We start from the raw sequence: 17623 nt of genomic DNA, 5'->3' as shown, positions 1-17623 counted from the left end.
CATTGCTGACGAACTTCAGCCGGCCTTTGCCGACTGCAGTGTGCTCAGAATTTCCTTCAGTATCACCTGCGGCCGGTAGCCCAGCCAACTCGGCGTCAACCCCATTCGCACGAAGACGAGGTTGGCCGAAGGAACGATCGCAACCGTCTGCCCGTCATGGCCCTGCAGCCAGAACGTATCCTGCGGCAGGCCGAATTCGGCGCTCGTGCCGCCGCCCGGCCCGGAAAGCCAAGCCTGCCCCTGCGTATATTGGCCGCCTGAACTTGCCGTCGGCGTCCGCATCATAGCAACGAATCCCTCAGGCAGAAGCCTCTGCCCGTTCCATACGCCGTCCTGGAGCAGGAACTGGCCGAAACGCGCCCAGTCACGCCCCGTAGCGTAGAGATAGGAACTACCGGCAAACGTGCCGCGCTCATCGGCCTCGAAAACGGCGCTGGTCATGCCAAGCGGACCGAACAGCGCATCACGGGGATAGTCGAGAGCCGCGCGCGGATCGCCGGCCTTGTTCATCCAGATGCGCGACAGAAGCAGTGCCGTACCGCTGGAATAGTGGAAATCCGTCCCCGGTACGGCCACAAGAGGCGCGCTCGCCGGCAGCGAAACCATATCGGGATCAAGATAGAGCATGCGCGTCACATCGGCGACGGCGCCGTAGTCTTCGTTGAAGGCGAGGCCGCTTTCCATGCCCATCAGGTCGGAAAGCTTGATCTCGGCGCGCGGATCGTTCGCCCACTGCGGCAAGAGATGTGTGTCGTCATAGGAGATCTTGCCCGACATCATCAGCCGGCCGATCAGCGCTGCATTGACCGTCTTCGTCATCGACCAGCCAACAAGTGGCGTGCTGGCGCTGAAGCCCGGCCCGTAGCTCTCGGCAATGATACGGCCGTCCTGGACGACCACCATCGCCCGCATCGCCGGCCCAGCAAGCCTGGCATCCGCCAGAAGTGTTGCAATCTTCGCATTGCCGGCTGCTTGATCGACGCCTTCTCCATCAGGCCAGACCGCGTCGTTTTGGCCCACCCGCGGCGCCGGCAGCAGCGGCACAGCCTTGGCGGCGGCATCAAAATCCCCATCGGGCACGCTGGTGCAGCCGAATGCGCTACGATAAAGCGCGTAGTTTGGCGCAAACAGACCCATGAAGCGTGAAGTTACCCGCCCGCTGTCGCGATCGACCTCGACACGCAACAGCCGCAGCAACGGGTTTCCGGGCGCCTGAACATCGTCATAGAGCACGTCGTCGGGATCGCGCCCGGCGATAAAGACATTGGAACAGACGATCTTGGCGGCATATCCATTGCCCACTTTCAGGAGCTCCGGCGGGCTGACGGAGAGCCATGCCCCTCCGCTTATGGCAACGAGAATGACGAGCAAGGCCAAGCCCTTGAAAATACGCAGAACAACTCGCATGCAATCCTCCACGGTAACGGAGAGAAGCAGGAAATGAGTTCCGCGAAAAGAGAGAAGCGAAAAGAAGCGTTTCGATCGACTTCAAATTTCGCTGAAGTCTTCGCCGCCTTCTCGGAAGCCCTGGCCCACAGAGCTCGTCATCAAACTGTAGCAGAGGCGCGTTACACGCCCTGAACGCTAAAAAGGTGACAGACTCATGTCGGAATTTGCACCGGATACCGGCTTCCGCAAGAACCGGAAACTCAAGGCAGCGCTTCTCCGCCACAAGGCTTTTTCCAAGGAAGGCTTCTCCGAGCGGCTTTTCGGCCTTCTCTTCTCCGGCCTTGTCTATCCGCAGATCTGGGAAGACCCGGATCTCGATATGCAGGCGATGGAGCTGAAGCCCAATCACCGTATTGTCACGATTGGTTCCGGCGGCTGCAACATGCTCGCCTATCTTTCCAAGGCGCCGGCTTCCATCGACGTGGTCGACCTCAATCCGCACCATATCGCACTGAACAAGCTGAAGCTTGCCGCATTCAAGAACCTCCCTGGTCATTCCGATCTCGTGCGCTTCCTGGCAATGCCGAACGAGAAGTCGAACAGCCGGCTCTTCGACAGCCTCCTTTCGCCCAACCTCGATGAGACCACCCGCGCTTACTGGAACACCCGCAAGTTCGGTCGTCGTCGCGTCACCGTCTTCAACCGCAATATCTATGAAACCGGCCTGCTCGGTCGCTTCATCGGTGCTGCTCACCTGCTCGCCCGCCTGCACGGCGTGAAGCTGCAGGAAATGACCAAGACCCGGTCGATCCACGAGCAGCGCCAGTTCTTCGACGACCAGATCGCTCCGCTCTTCGAAAAGCCAGTCGTTCGCTGGATCACCAATCGTAAGAGCTCGCTCTTCGGTCTCGGCATCCCTCCACAGCAGTATGACGAGTTGGCAAGCCTTGCCGCCGAAAATTCCATTGCTCCGGTCCTGAAACACCGCCTGGAAAAGCTAGCCTGTCATTTCCCGATGCGCGACAATTACTTCGCCTGGCAGGCTTTCGCACGCCGCTATGCCGATGGCGAGGAAGGCCCGCTGCCGACCTATCTGAAGCCGGAGCATTACGAAGTGATCCGCGCCAATGTCGACCGCGTCAATGTCCATCACGCAAGCTTTACGGAGCTTCTGGCCGGCGAGCCCGCCGCCTCGCGCGACCGCTACATCCTGCTCGACGCACAGGATTGGATGACCGACCAGCAGCTCAACGATGTCTGGCGCGAGATCACCCGCACGGCGCGCGAAGGCGCCCGCGTGATCTTCCGCACGGCTGCCGAAAAGAGCATTATCGAAGGCCGCCTCGCCCGTGAGATTCGCGACCAGTGGCATTATTTCGAGGAACAGTCGCGTGAAATGACCACCCAGGACCGCTCGGCGATTTACGGCGGCTTCCACATCTACGGGAACAAGGCGTGAGCAAGGCGAGCGAGATGCCCGTCAAGAGCGAGGAACATGCCGATCTGATGGACGGCATGTACCGCTACCAGCGCCATTTCTACGACCTGACTCGCAAATATTACCTTCTCGGCCGTGATCGCACGATCCGCAATCTCGACGTTCCCCAAGGCGGCACGCTGCTCGAAGTCGGTTGCGGTACCGGCCGTAACATGGCGCTCGCGCACAAACACTTCCCGACCGCCCGGCTCTACGGCCTCGATATTTCCCAGGAAATGCTGATTTCCGCCCGCAAGACCTTCGCCGCCAAGGCGACGATCCCCGACTTTCGCGTAGCCGACGCTACCGCCTATACGCCGCGCGAATTCGGGACTGTCGGCTTCGACCGTATTCTCATTTCTTACGCGCTGTCGATGATCCCGGATTGGGAACGTGCGGTGGATGCGTCGATTGCAGCACTCAATCCCGGCGGCGAACTCCACATCGTCGACTTCGGCCAGCAGGAAAGCCTGCCCACGTGGTTCCGTAAGCTTCTGCAGGCTTGGCTGACAAAATTCCACGTCACGCCTCGCGCCAATCTGCGTGAAGTGCTCGAAGCACAAGCCATTGAAAACAATGCAAAATTGTCGTTCGAGACCATCGGCGGCGGATATGCCTGGCGTGCGACGCTTATCAGCAAGCGCTCATAATTCGCTTGAAAATAACGTTTTTTTTACGTTGATATCAGAAAAGAGGGTTATTCCCTCTGCAGGGCGCGTCTATTCGAAGGTCAGGCTGTGGGGCAGATCTATCATCACGACGGAATATCTATGCGTCGGCTTCTGTTTTGCGTCCTGCCGCTTGCCCTCCTGCTCGCCGGTTGCAGCTCCACCGGTTATGATTATCTCGAAACCGCTTCGATAAAGCCGAAGACGCGCTTCAAGGACACCGATCCGCAGGATTTCGGCCGAAAGCAGCCGCAGCAAAACGCCATTCACGGCATCGACATCTCCAAATGGCAGGGCGATATCGACTGGCAGACGGTACGCAAATCGGGCGTCGCCTTTGCCTTCATCAAAGCGACCGAAGGCAAGGACAGGGTCGACCCGCGCTTTGACGAATATTGGCGAGAAGCAGCTTCCGCCGGCATTCCGCATGCGCCCTATCACTTCTATTATTTCTGCTCGTCTGCCGACGAACAGGCCGACTGGTTCATTCGCAACGTCCCCAGGGAGTCAATGCGCCTGCCTCCGGTGCTGGACGTCGAATGGAATGCCGAATCGAAAACCTGTCGCTTCCGCCCTGACCCGGCGACGGTCCGCTCCGAAATGCAGCGTTTCATGGATCGGCTGGAAGCCTATTACGGCAAGCGGCCGATCATCTATACTTCGGTCGATTTCCACCGCGACAATCTCGCCGGCTACTTCCAGGACTATCATTTCTGGGTCCGCTCGACGGCCAAGCACCCCGACGTAACCTATGCCGACCGCCGCTGGGCCTTCTGGCAGTACACGTCGACAGGCGTCATCCCCGGCATTCAAGGGCCGACCGACATCAATGTCTTCGCCGGCTCCGCGAAAAACTGGAACAACTGGGTCGCTGACGTTTCCAAGGATAGAAATTCTTAGTAACGTATCCTGATCTTTCTTGCTTCTGTCACATTCCTTTGAGAAAGCGACGGAATTCTATGTGATTTTACGAGGATCGTTTCATGCACCGCCCGCTTAAAGGCCGCTCTGCACTTGCTCTTCTGTTTGCCTGCGCCATTGCAACAGGCGCTGGCGCCCAACAGGCTCCGGATGCGGCAGCTTCAGCCCCGGCAGCCCCGTGCGGCGGCGATCTCTCCGCTTTCCTCCAGGGCGTCAAGAAGGACGCGATAGCAGCTGGCGCAAGCGCCGAAGCCGCCGATCAGGCACTCGCCGGCGCCGAGATCGATCCGAAGGTCCTGAGCCGCGACCGCGCCCAGGGTGTCTTCCGTCAGACCTTTCTCGAATTTTCGCAGCGTACCGTCAGCCAGGCCCGGCTAGACATCGGCCGCCAGAAGATGAAGCAATATGCCGATGTCTTCGCCCGCGCCGAACAGGAATTCGGCGTTCCCGCGGGCGTCATCACCGCCTTCTGGGCGATGGAGACCGACTTTGGTGCCGTGCAGGGCGATTTCAACACGCGCAACGCGCTTGTGACGCTCTCCCACGACTGCCGCCGCCCGGAACTCTTCCGCCCGCAACTGATCGCCCTGATCGAGATGGTCCAGCATGGCGATCTCGATCCGCAGACCAACACGGGCGCCTGGGCTGGCGAAATTGGCCAGGTTCAGATGCTGCCGCGTGATATTATCGCCTATGGCATGGACGGCGACGGCGACGGCCATGTCCGCCTCAAGCAGAGCGGCCCCGATGCAATCCTGACGGCCGCCAAGTTCATCCAGCATCTCGGCTTCGAGCGCGGCCAGCCTTGGCTGCAGGAAGTCACCGTGCCCGACAATCTGCCTTGGGAAAAATCCGGTCTCGGCGGCACGATGACGGCAGGCGAATGGTTCAGCCTTGGCGTCAAGCCGCGCGACGGCAATACGGGGTTCGCCAATCTCGAAGGCGATCTCGTGCTGCCACAAGGTCGCCTCGGACCGGCCTTCATCGCCTATCCGAATTTCAAGATCTATCTCGAATGGAACAAGTCGTTCATCTACACGACCTCTGCCGCCTATTTCGCGACCCGCCTCTCCGGCGCACCCACCTATCTGAAGGGCACGCCTGAACAAGGCCTTTCCAACGAAGAGATGAAGCGGCTGCAAACGAAGCTCGACTCGCTCGGCCACGACGTCGGCGAAATCGACGGCATCCTTGGCTCCGGCACCCGTGTCGCAATCCAGAAAGAACAGCTTCGCCTCGGTATCCCGGCTGATGGCTGGGCAACGCCGGCCCTGCTCAACGCGCTCTGATCCCTGGAGCAATTCCAAAGCTGCGCAGCGGTTTTGTGTCCGCAACTGCGTACGAAGATAGAGGGCAATTGCTCTCCCGCCACCTGGCCGCATGAATCGGGTGGCAGCTCCCTATTGATTGGGTAGAACTTCCCATGCAGCGGGAGGAAGCGTCATGGAGCAGAGAATGAGCGCGGTGACCTGGGCGCTCCTTGCCCTCCTTGGTCTGATCTGGGGCGGTTCCTTCTTCTTCGCGCGTATCGCTGTTGCCGAAGTGCCGCCCCTCACCCTTGTCTTCCTGCGTCTTTCCATCGCGGCACTTGCTCTTCATATCTATGTCGGTGGCCGTTTTGGCATCTACCCGCTGCTGAAAGGCCGCTGGCGCGAATTCCTCGTTCTCGGCATCCTCAACAATGCCCTCCCCCATGCGCTGATCTTCTTCGGCCAGACACGTATCGGCGCCGGCCTAGCATCAATCCTCAATGCCACGACGCCGATCTGGACGGTACTCATCGCCAATTATCTGACCTCGGATGAGAAGATCTCCACGGCGAAAATCATCGGCTGCCTCACTGGCCTTCTTGGCACAATCGTCCTCATTGGCCCGAGCATCACTGATAGCAGCGGCCTGCCCCTCTGGGCGCTCCTCCTGCCCGTCGTCGCCGCGGTCTCCTACGGGTTTGCAGCCACCTACGGCAAGCGCTTCAAAGGTGTGGCGCCGCCCGTTATCGCTGCCGGCCAAATGACGGCATCCTCGCTCGTGACCTTGCCGCTGTCCCTCGCCACGGACCACCCCTGGGCGCTTGCTGCGCCGTCACTCAATTCCATTGCAGCCATTCTGGCGCTTGCCCTGCTGTCCACGGCCTTCGGCTATATTCTCTACTTCCGCATCATGGCCGCGGCCGGTGCGACCAACGCCTCATTGGTGACGCTGCTCGTACCACCAGGCGCCATCCTCCTGGGCTTCCTGTTCCTGGGTGAGCGACTGGAAAGGACCGAGATTGCCGGCATGGCGCTGATCGGTGCAGGGCTTGTCATACTGGATGGCCGCATCTACCGCCGGCGCTCCGGCGCAGTAGCCTGAAATGGTTATGCTGCACTGCGCCACCCTTCCGCCAAAAGTGTGAATCGCGGCTACCGGATCGTAACTGATCGTTAAATTTTGTGAGGCGGATTTTCCCATTTCATTTCAGCGGCTTGCGAGTCGTGGGTCGAGCTTGTCCACTGTCCTCTTCGGCAGCGCAGCACAAGAAGCGCTTCCCAATCAGCACATTTCCGACATATTATTAGTCAGTTAACGCGAGGAGGCAGACATGGGACTTACGCAATCCTTGAATGTCCTGTTGGTCAGTGCAGCGTTCGCATTCGTCTTGACCATGCTCTTCATTTGAGCCAGGCGAAGCGTAAAGACTGAAATACCGAACTCCTGAAACAATCAGCCCCAGCTATTGAAAAGCGCATGCCCAGCCGGACATGCGCTTTTCCCTTGCCTGTGAAACCGATCGGATCAGGCGGCGGCACCGGCATTTCTCGCCGCATGTCGCGAGAAACCGAGATTCTCGAGGACAGCAGAGACCAACGGCGCGCGGTTCATCGTATAAAGATGGAATTCGTGCAGACCTCGGCGGACGAGATCCTCGATCTGCTCGGCTGCGACATCAGCGGCGATCTTAGCCCGCTCCTCCGGCTTGTCGTCATATCCGGCAAAACGTTCATCGAGAAAGGCTGGGATAACCGTGCCGCAGGCGCCGGCAAAGCGCTTTAGCTGCGTCAGGTTCTGGATCGGCATGATGCCCGGCACGACAGGGATCCCGACGCCGGCGGCGCGCACCTTTTCCAGATAGCGCTCAAAATTGTCATTGTCGAAGAAGAACTGTGTCAAAGCTCGGTCGGCGCCATTGTCCGCCTTGCGCTTCAGCATGTCGATATCGGCCGCCTGGTCGCGGCTTTCCGGATGCTTTTCCGGATAGGCTGAGACGGAAATCTCGAAATCGCCGATCTGCTTGAGGCCGGCAACCAGTTCGGCCGCATTGGCATAACCACCGGGATGCGGCTGGTAGGGCGCACCGACGCCGCCGGGTGCATCACCACGCAAAGCCACGAAATGCGTAACACCCGCCTTGCGGAAACTATCGACGACCTGATGCGTCTCTTCCTTCGTGGCGCTGACGCAGGTGAGGTGCGACGCAGTCGCAAGCGGCGTGTCGGTCAGGAAGCGCGTGACTGTGGAGAGTGTCGGGGCCTTGGTGGTACCGCCTGCGCCATAGGTCACGGAAACGAATTCCGGATTCCAGTCCTGCAGATCGCGGACCGTGTTCCAGAGCTGCCCCTCCATTTCCTCGGATTTCGGCGGAAAGAACTCAAAGGAGAATACGATATCGCGGCGGCGGACGTCGTTTTTTTGGGTCATTCATTCTCTCCCGGCAAATATAGGTACGGCACCGTCGCTCTCCAGCGAAGCCATGAGGCGCCGAGGGTCTCGAGCAAGCCAGATGGTGACTGTGAGTCCCTTCTCGCCCTGCTGCCCCGGATGAAGATCGACGACCTGTTCGACATCGAGCCCCGCTTTGCGCACCCAGTCCGACATGGCCTGATGCGAGAAGCCGAGACGGACATGGGCATGTTCGTCGCGAAGATATTCAAGGCCGTGCGGCGCAAGATCAATGATGACGAGGCGCCCGCCAGGACGCAGCATGCGCGCGGCCTCCGCAATGGCGATCTCAGGCTGATCGAAAAAATGCAGGACCTGATGGATCGTCACCAGATCGAAATCCTGTCCCTCGAAAGGCAGATTCAGAATATCGGCATGGCGCACCGACGCCGTGGTGATATGCGCCCTGTCGAGATTGGCACGCGCCACGCTCAACATGTCGCGGCTGGCATCCACACCGATCGCTCGGCGATAACGGCCGGCTAGAAGCTCCAGCATACGGCCGGTGCCGGTGCCGAGGTCAAGCAGGGAATCGATAGGATTGCCGCCAAGCAGCTTGATGACGGCGGCATCCACCTCTTCATCGGCGGCATGCAGGCGGCGAAGCTCGTCCCATTCGGCGGCATTGCGGCTGAAATAGGCCTGCGCCCGCTCGGCGCGCTGGCGCTTGACGGCCGCAAGGCGTTCACCGTCACGCTGGACTACAGGATCGTTTTCCCAAACATGCTTCAGCAAAGCCCGCACTAGGGCAGCGGCTTTTCCCTCTTGCGCCAGCCGGAAATAGGCCCAGGCGCCCTCCTGATACCGGTCGATCAGCTCCGCTTCGCCGAGCAGCTTCAAATGCCGGGAGATGCGGGGTTGGGATTGGCCGAGAATTTCCGTAAGATCGGTCACGGTGAGATCGCCCGCCGCCAGCAGCGCCAGAAGCCGTAGGCGCGTCGGTTCGCCGGCCGCCTTCAAGACGTCCACTAACGCGTCCAGTCCAAGCCTTAAGGGTTCGCTCATATCCTGCCCAATCAACATATAAAGATATCTTTATGTGATTTGAGCAAGCGAGGCAAGCGGCATTTTATCGATTTGCGAACTTGTCTTTGGTGATAACGACGGCAGACATCAAAAAGCCCCGGACCGGCCGGGGCTTTCGAAAGACGAAAAGAATAGATCAGCGTGTCAGGCGCTTGTGGGCCTGACTTCCGGGGTTCAGCGCATCGGGGCCGAGGCGGCGGATCTTGTCCTGTTCGTAGTCTTCGAAGTTGCCTTCGAACCATTCCACATGGCCCTCGCCTTCGAAGGCGAGGATATGGGTGGCCAGGCGGTCGAGGAACATACGATCGTGGCTGATGATGATCGCGCAGCCGGCGAAGTTTTCCAGTGCGCTTTCAAGCGCACCGAGCGTTTCCGTATCGAGGTCGTTGGTCGGTTCGTCGAGCAGCAGGACGTTGCCGCCGGCCTTAAGCATCTTGGCAAGGTGCACGCGGTTGCGCTGACCGCCGGAGAGATTGGCAACCTTCTGCTGCTGATCGCCCCCCTTGAAGTTGAAGGCGCCGCAATAGGCGCGCGAGTTCATATCGAACTTGCCGAGCTTGATGACCTCGGCGCCGCCGGAGATTTCCTCCCACACAGTCTTGTTGCCGTCGAGCGCGTCGCGGCTCTGGTCGACATAACCGAGATGTACGGTCTCGCCGATGCGGATCGAGCCGGCATCCGGCTTTTCCTGGCCGGTGATCATCCTGAACAGGGTCGTCTTGCCGGCGCCGTTCGGGCCGATGATGCCGACGATGCCGCCCGGCGGCAGCTTGATCGACAGATCGTTGATCAGCGTGCGGCCCTCGAAGCCCTTGGTGATGCCTTCCATCTCGATGACGACCTGGCCCAGACGCTCGCTGACCGGGATAATGATCTGGGCGTCGCCGGGACGCTGCTTTTCAGCGGCCTCAACCAGTTGCTCGTAGGACTTGATACGCGCCTTGGACTTAGCCTGACGAGCCTTCGGGCTCGAAGCAATCCACTCCTGCTCGCGGCTGATTGCCTTCTGGCGCGAGGCTTCTTCGCGGTTTTCCTGCAGCATGCGCTTGGCCTTCGCCTGAAGGTAAGCCGAGTAATTGCCCTCGTAAGGAATGCCGCGGCCGCGGTCGAGTTCAAGGATCCAGCCCGTGACGTTGTCCAGGAAGTAGCGATCGTGGGTGATCATCATCACGGCGCCCGGATAGTCGCGCAGGTGCTTCTCGAGCCAGGCGATGGTTTCGGCGTCCAGATGGTTGGTCGGTTCGTCGAGCAGCAGCAGATCAGGCTGTGACAACAGCAGCCTGCAGAGAGCGACACGGCGACGCTCACCACCCGACAGCGTGGTGACATCGGAATCGCGCGGCGGGCAGCGCAGAGCTTCCATCGCCATCTCGACTTGGCTTTCCAGATCCCAGAGGTTCTGGCTGTCGATGATGTCCTGAAGCTTTGCACCCTCTTCCGCAGTCTCGTCGGAATAGTTCATCATCAGCTCGTTGTAACGATCGACGATCGCCGTCTTGGAGGCAACGCCTTCCATGACGTTTTCGAACACCGTCTTGTTGGGATCGAGCTGCGGCTCCTGCTCCAGGTAACCGACGGTCGCACCTTCGGCGAGCCAGGCTTCACCTGTATATTCCTTGTCCCGGCCGGCAATGATGCGCAGCACGGTGGACTTACCCGCACCGTTCGGACCCAGGATACCGATCTTGGCATCGGGATAGAAGGAAAGATGGATGTTCTCGAGGATCTTCTTGTTGCCATAGGCCTTGTTGAGGCCTGACATATGATAGATGAATTGACGTGCCATGCTGGGATGCTCCGGGCGGAAACTTTAAACGTGGCCGCTATGTAGGCGAAACCACGCCCGCGGGCAACGCCGAAACCCTGTTTCGTCAGGATTTCGGCATGTTTCCCTCAGAAGCCGGCGGCGTCGACTAGGCCTTCGTCACAGCCGAAGGAAGTCTGCCCCGCTCCCTGGATAAGGCCGCTAAGGCCCTTCTCCTTTGCAGAGGCCGAAACGGCATCCTGCGATAGCCCGATCGTCAACTCGCTGATCACGCGCTTATTGCCGACGCGCCTGCAGCTCATCTTCACGCGGTCGCTGGCGCCGGGACCGAAGCTCTTGTCGAAGGCCGACTTGATCGCATCGGCCTTCAGCACCTTGCCGACATTGGCGGCGAAGAGATCGCGCACGGCTGAAGCATTGAGATCGTCAATCAGACCGACGGCAGTGGCAAAATAGTCGTCGGCGCTCATCTTCGTGCAGGTGCCATGCTTGATCCATTCATGCCGCTCGAGCCCCGATTGCGTACCGGGCATCGCCTTGTCGAGCGCAGCCTTCGTCTCGGCCGAGAGGGTCACCGCCGGCAGGCTCTTCCAGTCGCTGTCTTTATCGGCGGCCTTCTGATCATCAGGGACGCCGCAATAGTCCTGGCGCATCGGCCAGAGGCCGTGGAGCGAAAAGTTGGTGGCATCATAGCGATCGCCGCTCTGGCTGGCGCATTCGGCCTTCTTCTGATTGGTCTGGCAGAATGCCGGCTGCCAGCTTGCAGCCAGGATGAATCGTGTGCGGCCGCTTTCCTGCGCGGAAACGGACCCGGCTGACGAAAGCGAAAGGAACAGGATGGAAGTTGTGAGGAGAAACTTGCCCATTAATAACCCCGACAAAGAACAATACGGGAACAAACAAGCACGAAGCGGAGACTTGCGCAACCCTGAATCGCGGTGGCGTGTCCGTTTCCCATGTATGAGCGAAACCGCAATATTGCATTTGCCCTGACATTGGGTCTTTTGGGGCGTGGGAGGAATGCATGTTTTCCGAGACATTGCGGCTTAATAACGCCGAGGCTTCGCTTGCCTATCATCACCAGACCTCAGAGGGGCAAGGGCGAGCCATCCTGATGATTTCGCACGGGCTTGCCGAACATTCCCGCCGCTACCGGCGCTTTGCCGAAGCCATGGCTGTGAGGGGCTACCACGTCTATGCGCACGACCATCGCGGCCATGGCGAGACGACCGTTGCCGATGCACCACTCGGCCGCTTTGCGAGACGGAGCGGCGTTGAGCGCGTCGTCAGCGACATCGCCGCGATGTACGATTTGGCCACCTCCCGCCATCCCGGCCTTCCCGTCATCCTCTTCGGCCATTCCATGGGTGGTCTGATCGCCCTGAATGCCGCAGCAGATCTTCCCGGCCGTTTCGCCGCCCTTGCCGTCTGGAATTCGAATTTCGCGATTGGCCTTTCGGGCCGTGCCGCGCAGGCGGCCCTGCTTGCCGAGCGCATGCTGAAAGGTTCGGATGTGCCGAGCGATATGCTGCCGAGGCTGACGTTTTCCGCCTGGAGCAATTCCATTCCCGATCACCGGACGGAATTCGACTGGCTGTCGCGCAATCCAGTCGAAGTCGATGCCTATATCGCCGATCCGCTCTGCGGCTTTAATGCGTCGGTGTCCCTCTGGCTCGACGTCTTCGCCCTCACCTTCCGCGGCATCGAAAAGGAACAGCTTGAAAAGCTGCCGAAGGACATGCCGATCCATCTGGTCGGCGGCGGCATGGACCCGGCAACGTCCAAGGGGAAAGCCGTGCTCTGGCTGTCAAAGCGTTTGAAAAGTCACGGCTTCTCCCGTATCAGCATTGAGATATATCAGGACATGCGGCACGAAACGCTGAACGAAATCGGCGCGGAAGCGGCAATCGCGGATTTTGCCGACTGGTGCGACAAGGCGATCCGCACGGTCCCAAGCGAAAGAACCTGAGATGACGAGCACGACTTTCACACGCCACCCCGCCTCTTCCGAAGTGACGTTCGGCCTGCTCTTCATGCTGCTCTCGGTGCTGATCTCGCCGCTGATCGACATCTTCTCGAAACTTGCGACGGCCACGATTTCCTCCACTGAAGTCGCCGGTTTCCGTTTCGTGATCCAGGCACTCACCATGCTGCCTTTCATCTTCCTGCGCGGCGCAAAGATTCATTTCTCGCTGAAACAGAGCTGGTATCATGCCATCCGTGGCGCGATGGTTACCGTCTCGATGATCTGCTTCGTCACGACGCTGAAGGTCATGGCGGTTGCCGATGCCATCGCCATCTTCTTCGTCGAGCCGATCATCCTGACGATCCTTGGCAGCATCTTCCTGAAAGAGACGATCGGCTGGCGCCGCTACAGCGCCTGCGCCGTCGGCTTCCTGGGCGCCATGCTGATCATCCAGCCGAGCTTCGAAGAGGTCGGCTATATCGCGCTTCTCCCCGTCGTCAGCGCCTTCTGCATCGCCGTCTTCGCGCTGATGACACGCGTGCTGTCGCACAGGGAAGACCCATGGGCCATGCAGTTCCAGACCGGCCTCTGGGGCATCTTCTTCTGCGCGGTCATCCTGTTTTTTGGTTATGGCAGCGGCTCCGACATCATCGCTACGGCCCTGCCCGATCTTCCCGCCTTCGGCTACCTGCTGGGCACCGGCATTGCAGCGGCAATAACAGGCATTCTCGCCGCCTACGCCTATCGCGCCGCCCCGGCTTCCACGCTGGCACCATTGCAATATTTGGAAATCGTCTCGGCCACCGTCTTTGCCTGGCTCGTTTTCAGCGATTTTCCCGATGCCCTGAAATGGCTCGGCATCCTCATCGTCATCGCCTCCGGCCTCTACATCATCTGGCGGGAGCGACGCTTTGCTTCCAAACCCGTATCCGATACATCTGAGGCAACGCGGGCGCCCTGAAATCTGATAGCCATGGGAGAAGCCCGGGAGGAAACTGGGAGGATCATGACGCAGGACGTGAAGAAGAAGCCGCCGCTCGCGGGCATCCGGGTTGTCGAGCTCGCGCGTGTGCTCGCCGGCCCCTGGGCGGGGCAGATGCTCGCCGATCTCGGCGCCGATGTCATCAAGGTAGAAAATCCTGATGGCGGCGACGACACCAGACATTGGGGGCCGCCCTTTGTGGAAGGCGCGGACGGAGAAAACCTCTCGGCCGCCTATTACCACTCCGCCAATCGCGGCAAGCGTTCCATCACCGCAGATCTGAAAACTGCGGAAGGCCAGTCGCTGGTGCGCCGCCTCGTCGCAACAGCCGATGTGCTGATCGAAAACTTCAAGCTCGGCGGGCTTGCCAAATACGGGCTCGATTACGGGAGCCTGAAGGCGATCAATCCGCGGCTCGTGTATTGCTCCATCACCGGCTTCGGCCAGACCGGCCCTTATGCAAACCTCGCCGGTTACGATTATATCGTCCAGGGCATGTCCGGCTTCATGTCGATCACGGGCGAGCCTGAGGGACAGCCGATGAAGGCAGGTGTGGCGATCGCCGATATCTTCACCGGCATCTATGCCGTCTCGGCGATCGAAGCCGCTCTCATCCATGCCCTGAAGACGGGCGAAGGTCAGCTGATCGACATGGCGCTGCTCGATGTGCAATCGGCAGTGCTTGCCAACCAGAACATGAATTATCTGGTTTCCGGCCACGCGCCCGTGCGCCTCGGCAACGCGCATCCGAATATCTCGCCCTATGAGGTGGTGCCGACGGCTGACGGATATCTCATTCTCGCCGTCGGCAATGACGGCCAATTCCGCCGGCTCTGCACGATCCTCGGCCTGGTTATCGGCGAGGACGAGAATTTCGCGACAAACAAGGCACGCGTTGCCAATAGAGACACAGTGCGCAGGCTTGTCTCGACTGAAACACTGAAATGGCAAAAGGCCGATCTGCTGAAAGCCTGCGAGGACAATGCCGTGCCGGCCGGCGCTATCAACACCATCGAGGAAATGTTTGCCGATCCGCAGATTGTCGCGCGCGGCCTTCGCATCGACCTGCCGGATGCAGCCGGCACGGTGATACCGGGCGTACGCACGCCGGTCGCGCTCTCGGAAACGCCGCTGCGCTACGAACGGCCGAGCCCGCGTCTGGGTGAACATAATGAAGAGGTTCTGGCCGAACTTCTGGAATGGGAGAGGAAGACGTCGCCATGAGAAGGAAAGGGCCATGAAGAGGACAGGCGGACAGTTGATCGTCGAGGCGCTAAAGGCAAACGGGGTCAAGCGCTTGTCCTGCGTGCCGGGAGAAAGCTTCCTCGCGGTGCTGGACGTTTTGTATGACAGCGATATCGATGTCATCGTCTGCCGCCAGGAAGGCGGCGCGGCGATGATGGCCGATTGCTGGGGCCGGCTGACCGGCGAACCCGGCATCTGCATGGTTACCCGCGGCCCCGGCGCCACCAATGCCTCCGCCGGCCTGCATATCGCCAGGCAGGATTCGATCCCGATGATTCTGTTCATCGGCCAGGTGCAGCGGGAGGCGCGCGAGCGCGAGGCCTTCCAGGAAGTGGAGTTCCGCCGCGCCTTTACCGAATTCGCCAAATGGGTCGGCGAGATCGATGATGCCGCCCGTATTCCGGAATTCGTCACCCGCGCCTTCGCAGTTGCCACCTCGGGCCGCCCGGGTCCTGTCGTTCTGACATTGCCTGAGGATATGCTGCGCGACGAGGCGGAAGCCCCGAAACCGAAACGCTACACCCGCGTCGAGACCCATCCCGGCCGCAGCCAAATCGATGACTTCTATCTGCGCCTCCTGAAGGCCGAACGGCCGATGGTCATTCTCGGAGGGACCCGTTGGGATGCCGATGCGGTCGCCGATCTCCAGGCCTTCGCAGAGCGTTTCGGCCTGCCGGTCGGCTGCTCCTTCCGCCGCCAAATGCTGTTCGACCACCTGCATCCTAGTTACGCCGGCGATGTCGGGATCGGCATCAATCCGGCCTTGGCGAAAGAGATCAAGGAGGCCGACCTGCTGATCCTGCTCGGCAGCCGTATGTCGGAAATGCCCTCCTCGGGCTACACGCTCATCGATATCCCCTTCCCCGCCCAGTCGCTCGTCCACATCCATCCCGATCCATCAGAACTCGGCCGCGTCTATCGGCCCGATCTCGCCATCTGCGCCAGCCCTGCCGATTTCGTCGCGGCGCTTGCCAATCTCGAAGCGCCAGCAGAACCGCTCTGGGCCAAACGCACCGAGCGTATGCATCAGGCCTATCTCGCCTGGTCTAAGCCGCCGGCGACAGGCCCCGGCGCCGTGCAGATGGGGCCGATCATGGAATGGCTGGAAGCCAATACCAAGCCGGACACGATCTTCACCAACGGCGCCGGCAACTACGCCACCTGGGTGCACCGCTTCCACCGCTTCCGCCGCTTCAACACGCAGGCGGCTCCAACCTCAGGTTCCATGGGCTATGGCCTGCCGGCTGCTGTCGCTGCCAAGCAGCTTTTTCCAGAAAGAGAGGTCATCTGCTTTGCCGGCGACGGCTGCTTCCTGATGCACGGACAGGAATTTGCGACCGCCATACGCTACGGCCTGCCGATCATATCGGTTGTCGTCAATAATGGCATCTACGGCACGATCCGCATGCATCAGGAGCGCGAATATCCAGGCCGCGTCAGCGCTACCGACCTCACCAATCCGGATTTTGCAGCCCTGGCCCGCGCCTATGGCGGCCATGGCGAGACAGTGGAAAAGACCGACGAATTCGCTCCGGCCTTCGAGCGGGCACGCGACAGCGGCAAGCCGGCTATCATCGAAATCAAGCTCGATCCCGAAGCGATCACGCCAACACGAACGCTCTCGGAAATCGCCCACACGAAAAGCCGGTAAGTTTCCCTACCGGCTTTTCTCTATCGCTCTGTGCGACGCTTTTAGTCGAGAGCGGCCGTAACGATGAACTCGACCTTGTACTTCGGCGCAGCGAGCTTGGCTTCGCTGGTGGCGCGAGCCGGTGGGTTTGACGGGTCGATCCAGCCTTCCCAGACAGCATTCATCTCGCCGAAATAGGCGATATCGGAGAGATAGATGATCGTCTGCAGGATCTTCGACTTATTGCTGCCGGCAGCGGCGAGCAGGCGGTCGACTTCGCCGAGTGCCGACTTGCACTGATCGGTGACACTTTCACCTTCGCCGACCTGGCCTGCGAGATAGACCGTGTTGCCGTGGATGACGGCGCCGCTCATACGGGCGCCGATGTCGATACGCTTGATGCTCATCGTGTTCTCCTGTTCATCAAATGAAAGACGCCGCCTCCAGGCGGCATCGGAATATTCAGCCTTCCAAACTGAAGACTAAGCGCGAATATGATGCGTCTTCTGATAGATCGCGGTCGAGCGCGCGCCGGAGCGGCAATAGCCGAGCATCGGGCGCTCGAATTCGTCGAGCGCGTCGACCATGCCCTGTACGGCTTCCTCGGTCACGCCCATTGGCCCGACCGGTACATGGCTGATCTGCAGGCCAAGCTCCTTGGCGCGGGCTTCGATCACGGCAAAAGGCGTTTGATCAGGGCTTTCGCCATCCGGACGATGGCAAACGATGGACTTGAAGCCGAGCGCCTTGATCTGGTCGAGTTCGTCAACCGTGATCTGGCCGGAAACGGAGTATTCGTCGTCGATCTGGCGGATATCCATCGTCTCAATCTCCTCGAAAATGGTGGGCTGAAGG

16 protein-coding genes are annotated in these 17623 nt (G+C 60.1%); 9 read left to right on the top strand and 7 right to left on the bottom strand.

Annotated features, from left to right (window positions below; genetic code table 11):
* Positions 1 to 15 precede the first annotated feature (15 nt).
* Positions 16 to 1407, bottom strand: coding sequence for a serine hydrolase domain-containing protein (locus FHX15_RS02700; protein WP_184393449.1), 1392 nt, complete (start codon positions 1405 to 1407; stop codon positions 16 to 18).
* Positions 1408 to 1603: 196 nt separating this feature from the next.
* On the opposite strand from FHX15_RS02700, the gene FHX15_RS02695 reads away from it, so the two are divergent.
* From FHX15_RS02695 to FHX15_RS02675, 5 genes are all read left to right on the top strand, one after another.
* Positions 1604 to 2848 carry a DUF3419 family protein gene (locus tag FHX15_RS02695; RefSeq protein ID WP_184393446.1) on the top strand — a complete coding sequence of 415 codons (1245 nt, stop codon included), beginning with the start codon at positions 1604 to 1606 and terminating at the stop codon, positions 2846 to 2848.
* Between the two features lie 14 nt (positions 2849 to 2862).
* Positions 2863 to 3516: a class I SAM-dependent methyltransferase gene (locus FHX15_RS02690; protein WP_210290578.1), complete on the top strand. Its 654-nt coding sequence runs from the start codon at positions 2863 to 2865 to the stop codon at positions 3514 to 3516.
* Between the two features lie 120 nt (positions 3517 to 3636).
* Positions 3637 to 4434 carry a GH25 family lysozyme gene (locus FHX15_RS02685; protein WP_184393442.1) on the top strand — a complete coding sequence of 266 codons (798 nt, stop codon included), beginning with the start codon at positions 3637 to 3639 and terminating at the stop codon, positions 4432 to 4434.
* 83 nt (positions 4435 to 4517) lie between these two features.
* Positions 4518 to 5744 carry a lytic murein transglycosylase gene (locus FHX15_RS02680; protein WP_184393440.1) on the top strand — a complete coding sequence of 409 codons (1227 nt, stop codon included), beginning with the start codon at positions 4518 to 4520 and terminating at the stop codon, positions 5742 to 5744.
* A 154-nt stretch (positions 5745 to 5898) separates the two neighbouring features.
* Positions 5899 to 6807, top strand: coding sequence for a DMT family transporter (locus tag FHX15_RS02675; protein WP_184393437.1), 909 nt, complete (start codon positions 5899 to 5901; stop codon positions 6805 to 6807).
* Positions 6808 to 7230: 423 nt separating this feature from the next.
* Here the strand turns inward: FHX15_RS02675 and metF are convergent, their stop codons facing one another.
* From metF to FHX15_RS02655, 4 genes are all read right to left on the bottom strand, one after another.
* Positions 7231 to 8133, bottom strand: coding sequence for a methylenetetrahydrofolate reductase [NAD(P)H] (gene metF, locus FHX15_RS02670; RefSeq protein WP_184393436.1), 903 nt, complete (start codon positions 8131 to 8133; stop codon positions 7231 to 7233).
* Complete coding sequence (locus FHX15_RS02665; RefSeq protein WP_184393434.1) at positions 8134 to 9159, bottom strand: metalloregulator ArsR/SmtB family transcription factor; 1026 nt, start codon at positions 9157 to 9159, stop codon at positions 8134 to 8136.
* Positions 9160 to 9316: 157 nt separating this feature from the next.
* Entirely contained in the window at positions 9317 to 10966 is a 1650-nt protein-coding gene (ettA, locus tag FHX15_RS02660; RefSeq protein WP_184393431.1) for an energy-dependent translational throttle protein EttA, read from the bottom strand.
* Positions 10967 to 11073: 107 nt separating this feature from the next.
* Positions 11074 to 11811: a ribonuclease T2 family protein gene (locus FHX15_RS02655; protein ID WP_184393429.1), complete on the bottom strand. Its 738-nt coding sequence runs from the start codon at positions 11809 to 11811 to the stop codon at positions 11074 to 11076.
* Between the two features lie 158 nt (positions 11812 to 11969).
* On the opposite strand from FHX15_RS02655, the gene FHX15_RS02650 reads away from it, so the two are divergent.
* The 4 genes from FHX15_RS02650 to FHX15_RS02635 are packed head-to-tail and all read left to right on the top strand — an operon-like array spanning position 11970 to position 16789.
* The gene (locus FHX15_RS02650; protein ID WP_184393427.1) at positions 11970 to 12914 is read left to right on the top strand and encodes an alpha/beta fold hydrolase; all 945 of its coding nucleotides are present in this window, start codon (positions 11970 to 11972) and stop codon (positions 12912 to 12914) included.
* 1 nt (position 12915) lies between these two features.
* A complete protein-coding gene (locus tag FHX15_RS02645) occupies positions 12916 to 13872 on the top strand; it encodes a DMT family transporter (protein WP_184393425.1) in 957 nt (318 codons plus the stop codon).
* Positions 13873 to 13917: 45 nt separating this feature from the next.
* A complete protein-coding gene (locus FHX15_RS02640; protein ID WP_184393423.1) occupies positions 13918 to 15117 on the top strand; it encodes a CaiB/BaiF CoA-transferase family protein in 1200 nt (399 codons plus the stop codon).
* A gap of 13 nt (positions 15118 to 15130) precedes the next feature.
* On the top strand, positions 15131 to 16789 hold the full coding sequence (locus tag FHX15_RS02635; protein WP_184393422.1) for a thiamine pyrophosphate-binding protein: 1659 nt from the start codon (positions 15131 to 15133) through the stop codon (positions 16787 to 16789).
* Positions 16790 to 16830: 41 nt separating this feature from the next.
* On the opposite strand, the gene FHX15_RS02630 is transcribed toward FHX15_RS02635, so the two are convergent.
* The gene (locus tag FHX15_RS02630) at positions 16831 to 17175 is read right to left on the bottom strand and encodes a RidA family protein (protein ID WP_184393421.1); all 345 of its coding nucleotides are present in this window, start codon (positions 17173 to 17175) and stop codon (positions 16831 to 16833) included.
* Between the two features lie 75 nt (positions 17176 to 17250).
* The gene (locus tag FHX15_RS02625; RefSeq protein ID WP_184393420.1) at positions 17251 to 17589 is read right to left on the bottom strand and encodes a TIGR01244 family sulfur transferase; all 339 of its coding nucleotides are present in this window, start codon (positions 17587 to 17589) and stop codon (positions 17251 to 17253) included.
* Between the last annotated feature and the right edge of the window lie 34 nt (positions 17590 to 17623).

Source organism: Rhizobium sp. BK650, assembly GCF_014195325.1.
Classification (GTDB): domain Bacteria; phylum Pseudomonadota; class Alphaproteobacteria; order Rhizobiales; family Rhizobiaceae; genus Rhizobium.
This window is presented reverse-complemented; position numbering and strand designations above follow the sequence as displayed.

Excerpts from the sequence above, each read along its gene's own strand:
- FHX15_RS02700 (WP_184393449.1), bottom strand. The coding sequence starts at position 1,407 with ATGCGAGTTGTTCTGCGTATTTTCAAGGGCTTGGCCTTGCTCGTCATT.
- FHX15_RS02695 (WP_184393446.1), top strand. The coding sequence starts at position 1,604 with ATGTCGGAATTTGCACCGGATACCGGCTTCCGCAAGAACCGGAAACTC.
- FHX15_RS02690 (WP_210290578.1), top strand. The coding sequence starts at position 2,863 with ATGCCCGTCAAGAGCGAGGAACATGCCGATCTGATGGACGGCATGTAC.
- FHX15_RS02685 (WP_184393442.1), top strand. The coding sequence starts at position 3,637 with ATGCGTCGGCTTCTGTTTTGCGTCCTGCCGCTTGCCCTCCTGCTCGCC.
- FHX15_RS02680 (WP_184393440.1), top strand. The coding sequence starts at position 4,518 with ATGCACCGCCCGCTTAAAGGCCGCTCTGCACTTGCTCTTCTGTTTGCC.
- FHX15_RS02675 (WP_184393437.1), top strand. The coding sequence starts at position 5,899 with ATGGAGCAGAGAATGAGCGCGGTGACCTGGGCGCTCCTTGCCCTCCTT.
- metF (WP_184393436.1), bottom strand. The coding sequence starts at position 8,133 with ATGACCCAAAAAAACGACGTCCGCCGCCGCGATATCGTATTCTCCTTT.
- FHX15_RS02665 (WP_184393434.1), bottom strand. The coding sequence starts at position 9,159 with ATGAGCGAACCCTTAAGGCTTGGACTGGACGCGTTAGTGGACGTCTTG.
- ettA (WP_184393431.1), bottom strand. The coding sequence starts at position 10,966 with ATGGCACGTCAATTCATCTATCATATGTCAGGCCTCAACAAGGCCTAT.
- FHX15_RS02655 (WP_184393429.1), bottom strand. The coding sequence starts at position 11,811 with ATGGGCAAGTTTCTCCTCACAACTTCCATCCTGTTCCTTTCGCTTTCG.
- FHX15_RS02650 (WP_184393427.1), top strand. The coding sequence starts at position 11,970 with ATGTTTTCCGAGACATTGCGGCTTAATAACGCCGAGGCTTCGCTTGCC.
- FHX15_RS02645 (WP_184393425.1), top strand. The coding sequence starts at position 12,916 with ATGACGAGCACGACTTTCACACGCCACCCCGCCTCTTCCGAAGTGACG.
- FHX15_RS02640 (WP_184393423.1), top strand. The coding sequence starts at position 13,918 with ATGACGCAGGACGTGAAGAAGAAGCCGCCGCTCGCGGGCATCCGGGTT.
- FHX15_RS02635 (WP_184393422.1), top strand. The coding sequence starts at position 15,131 with ATGAAGAGGACAGGCGGACAGTTGATCGTCGAGGCGCTAAAGGCAAAC.
- FHX15_RS02630 (WP_184393421.1), bottom strand. The coding sequence starts at position 17,175 with ATGAGCATCAAGCGTATCGACATCGGCGCCCGTATGAGCGGCGCCGTC.
- FHX15_RS02625 (WP_184393420.1), bottom strand. The coding sequence starts at position 17,589 with ATGGATATCCGCCAGATCGACGACGAATACTCCGTTTCCGGCCAGATC.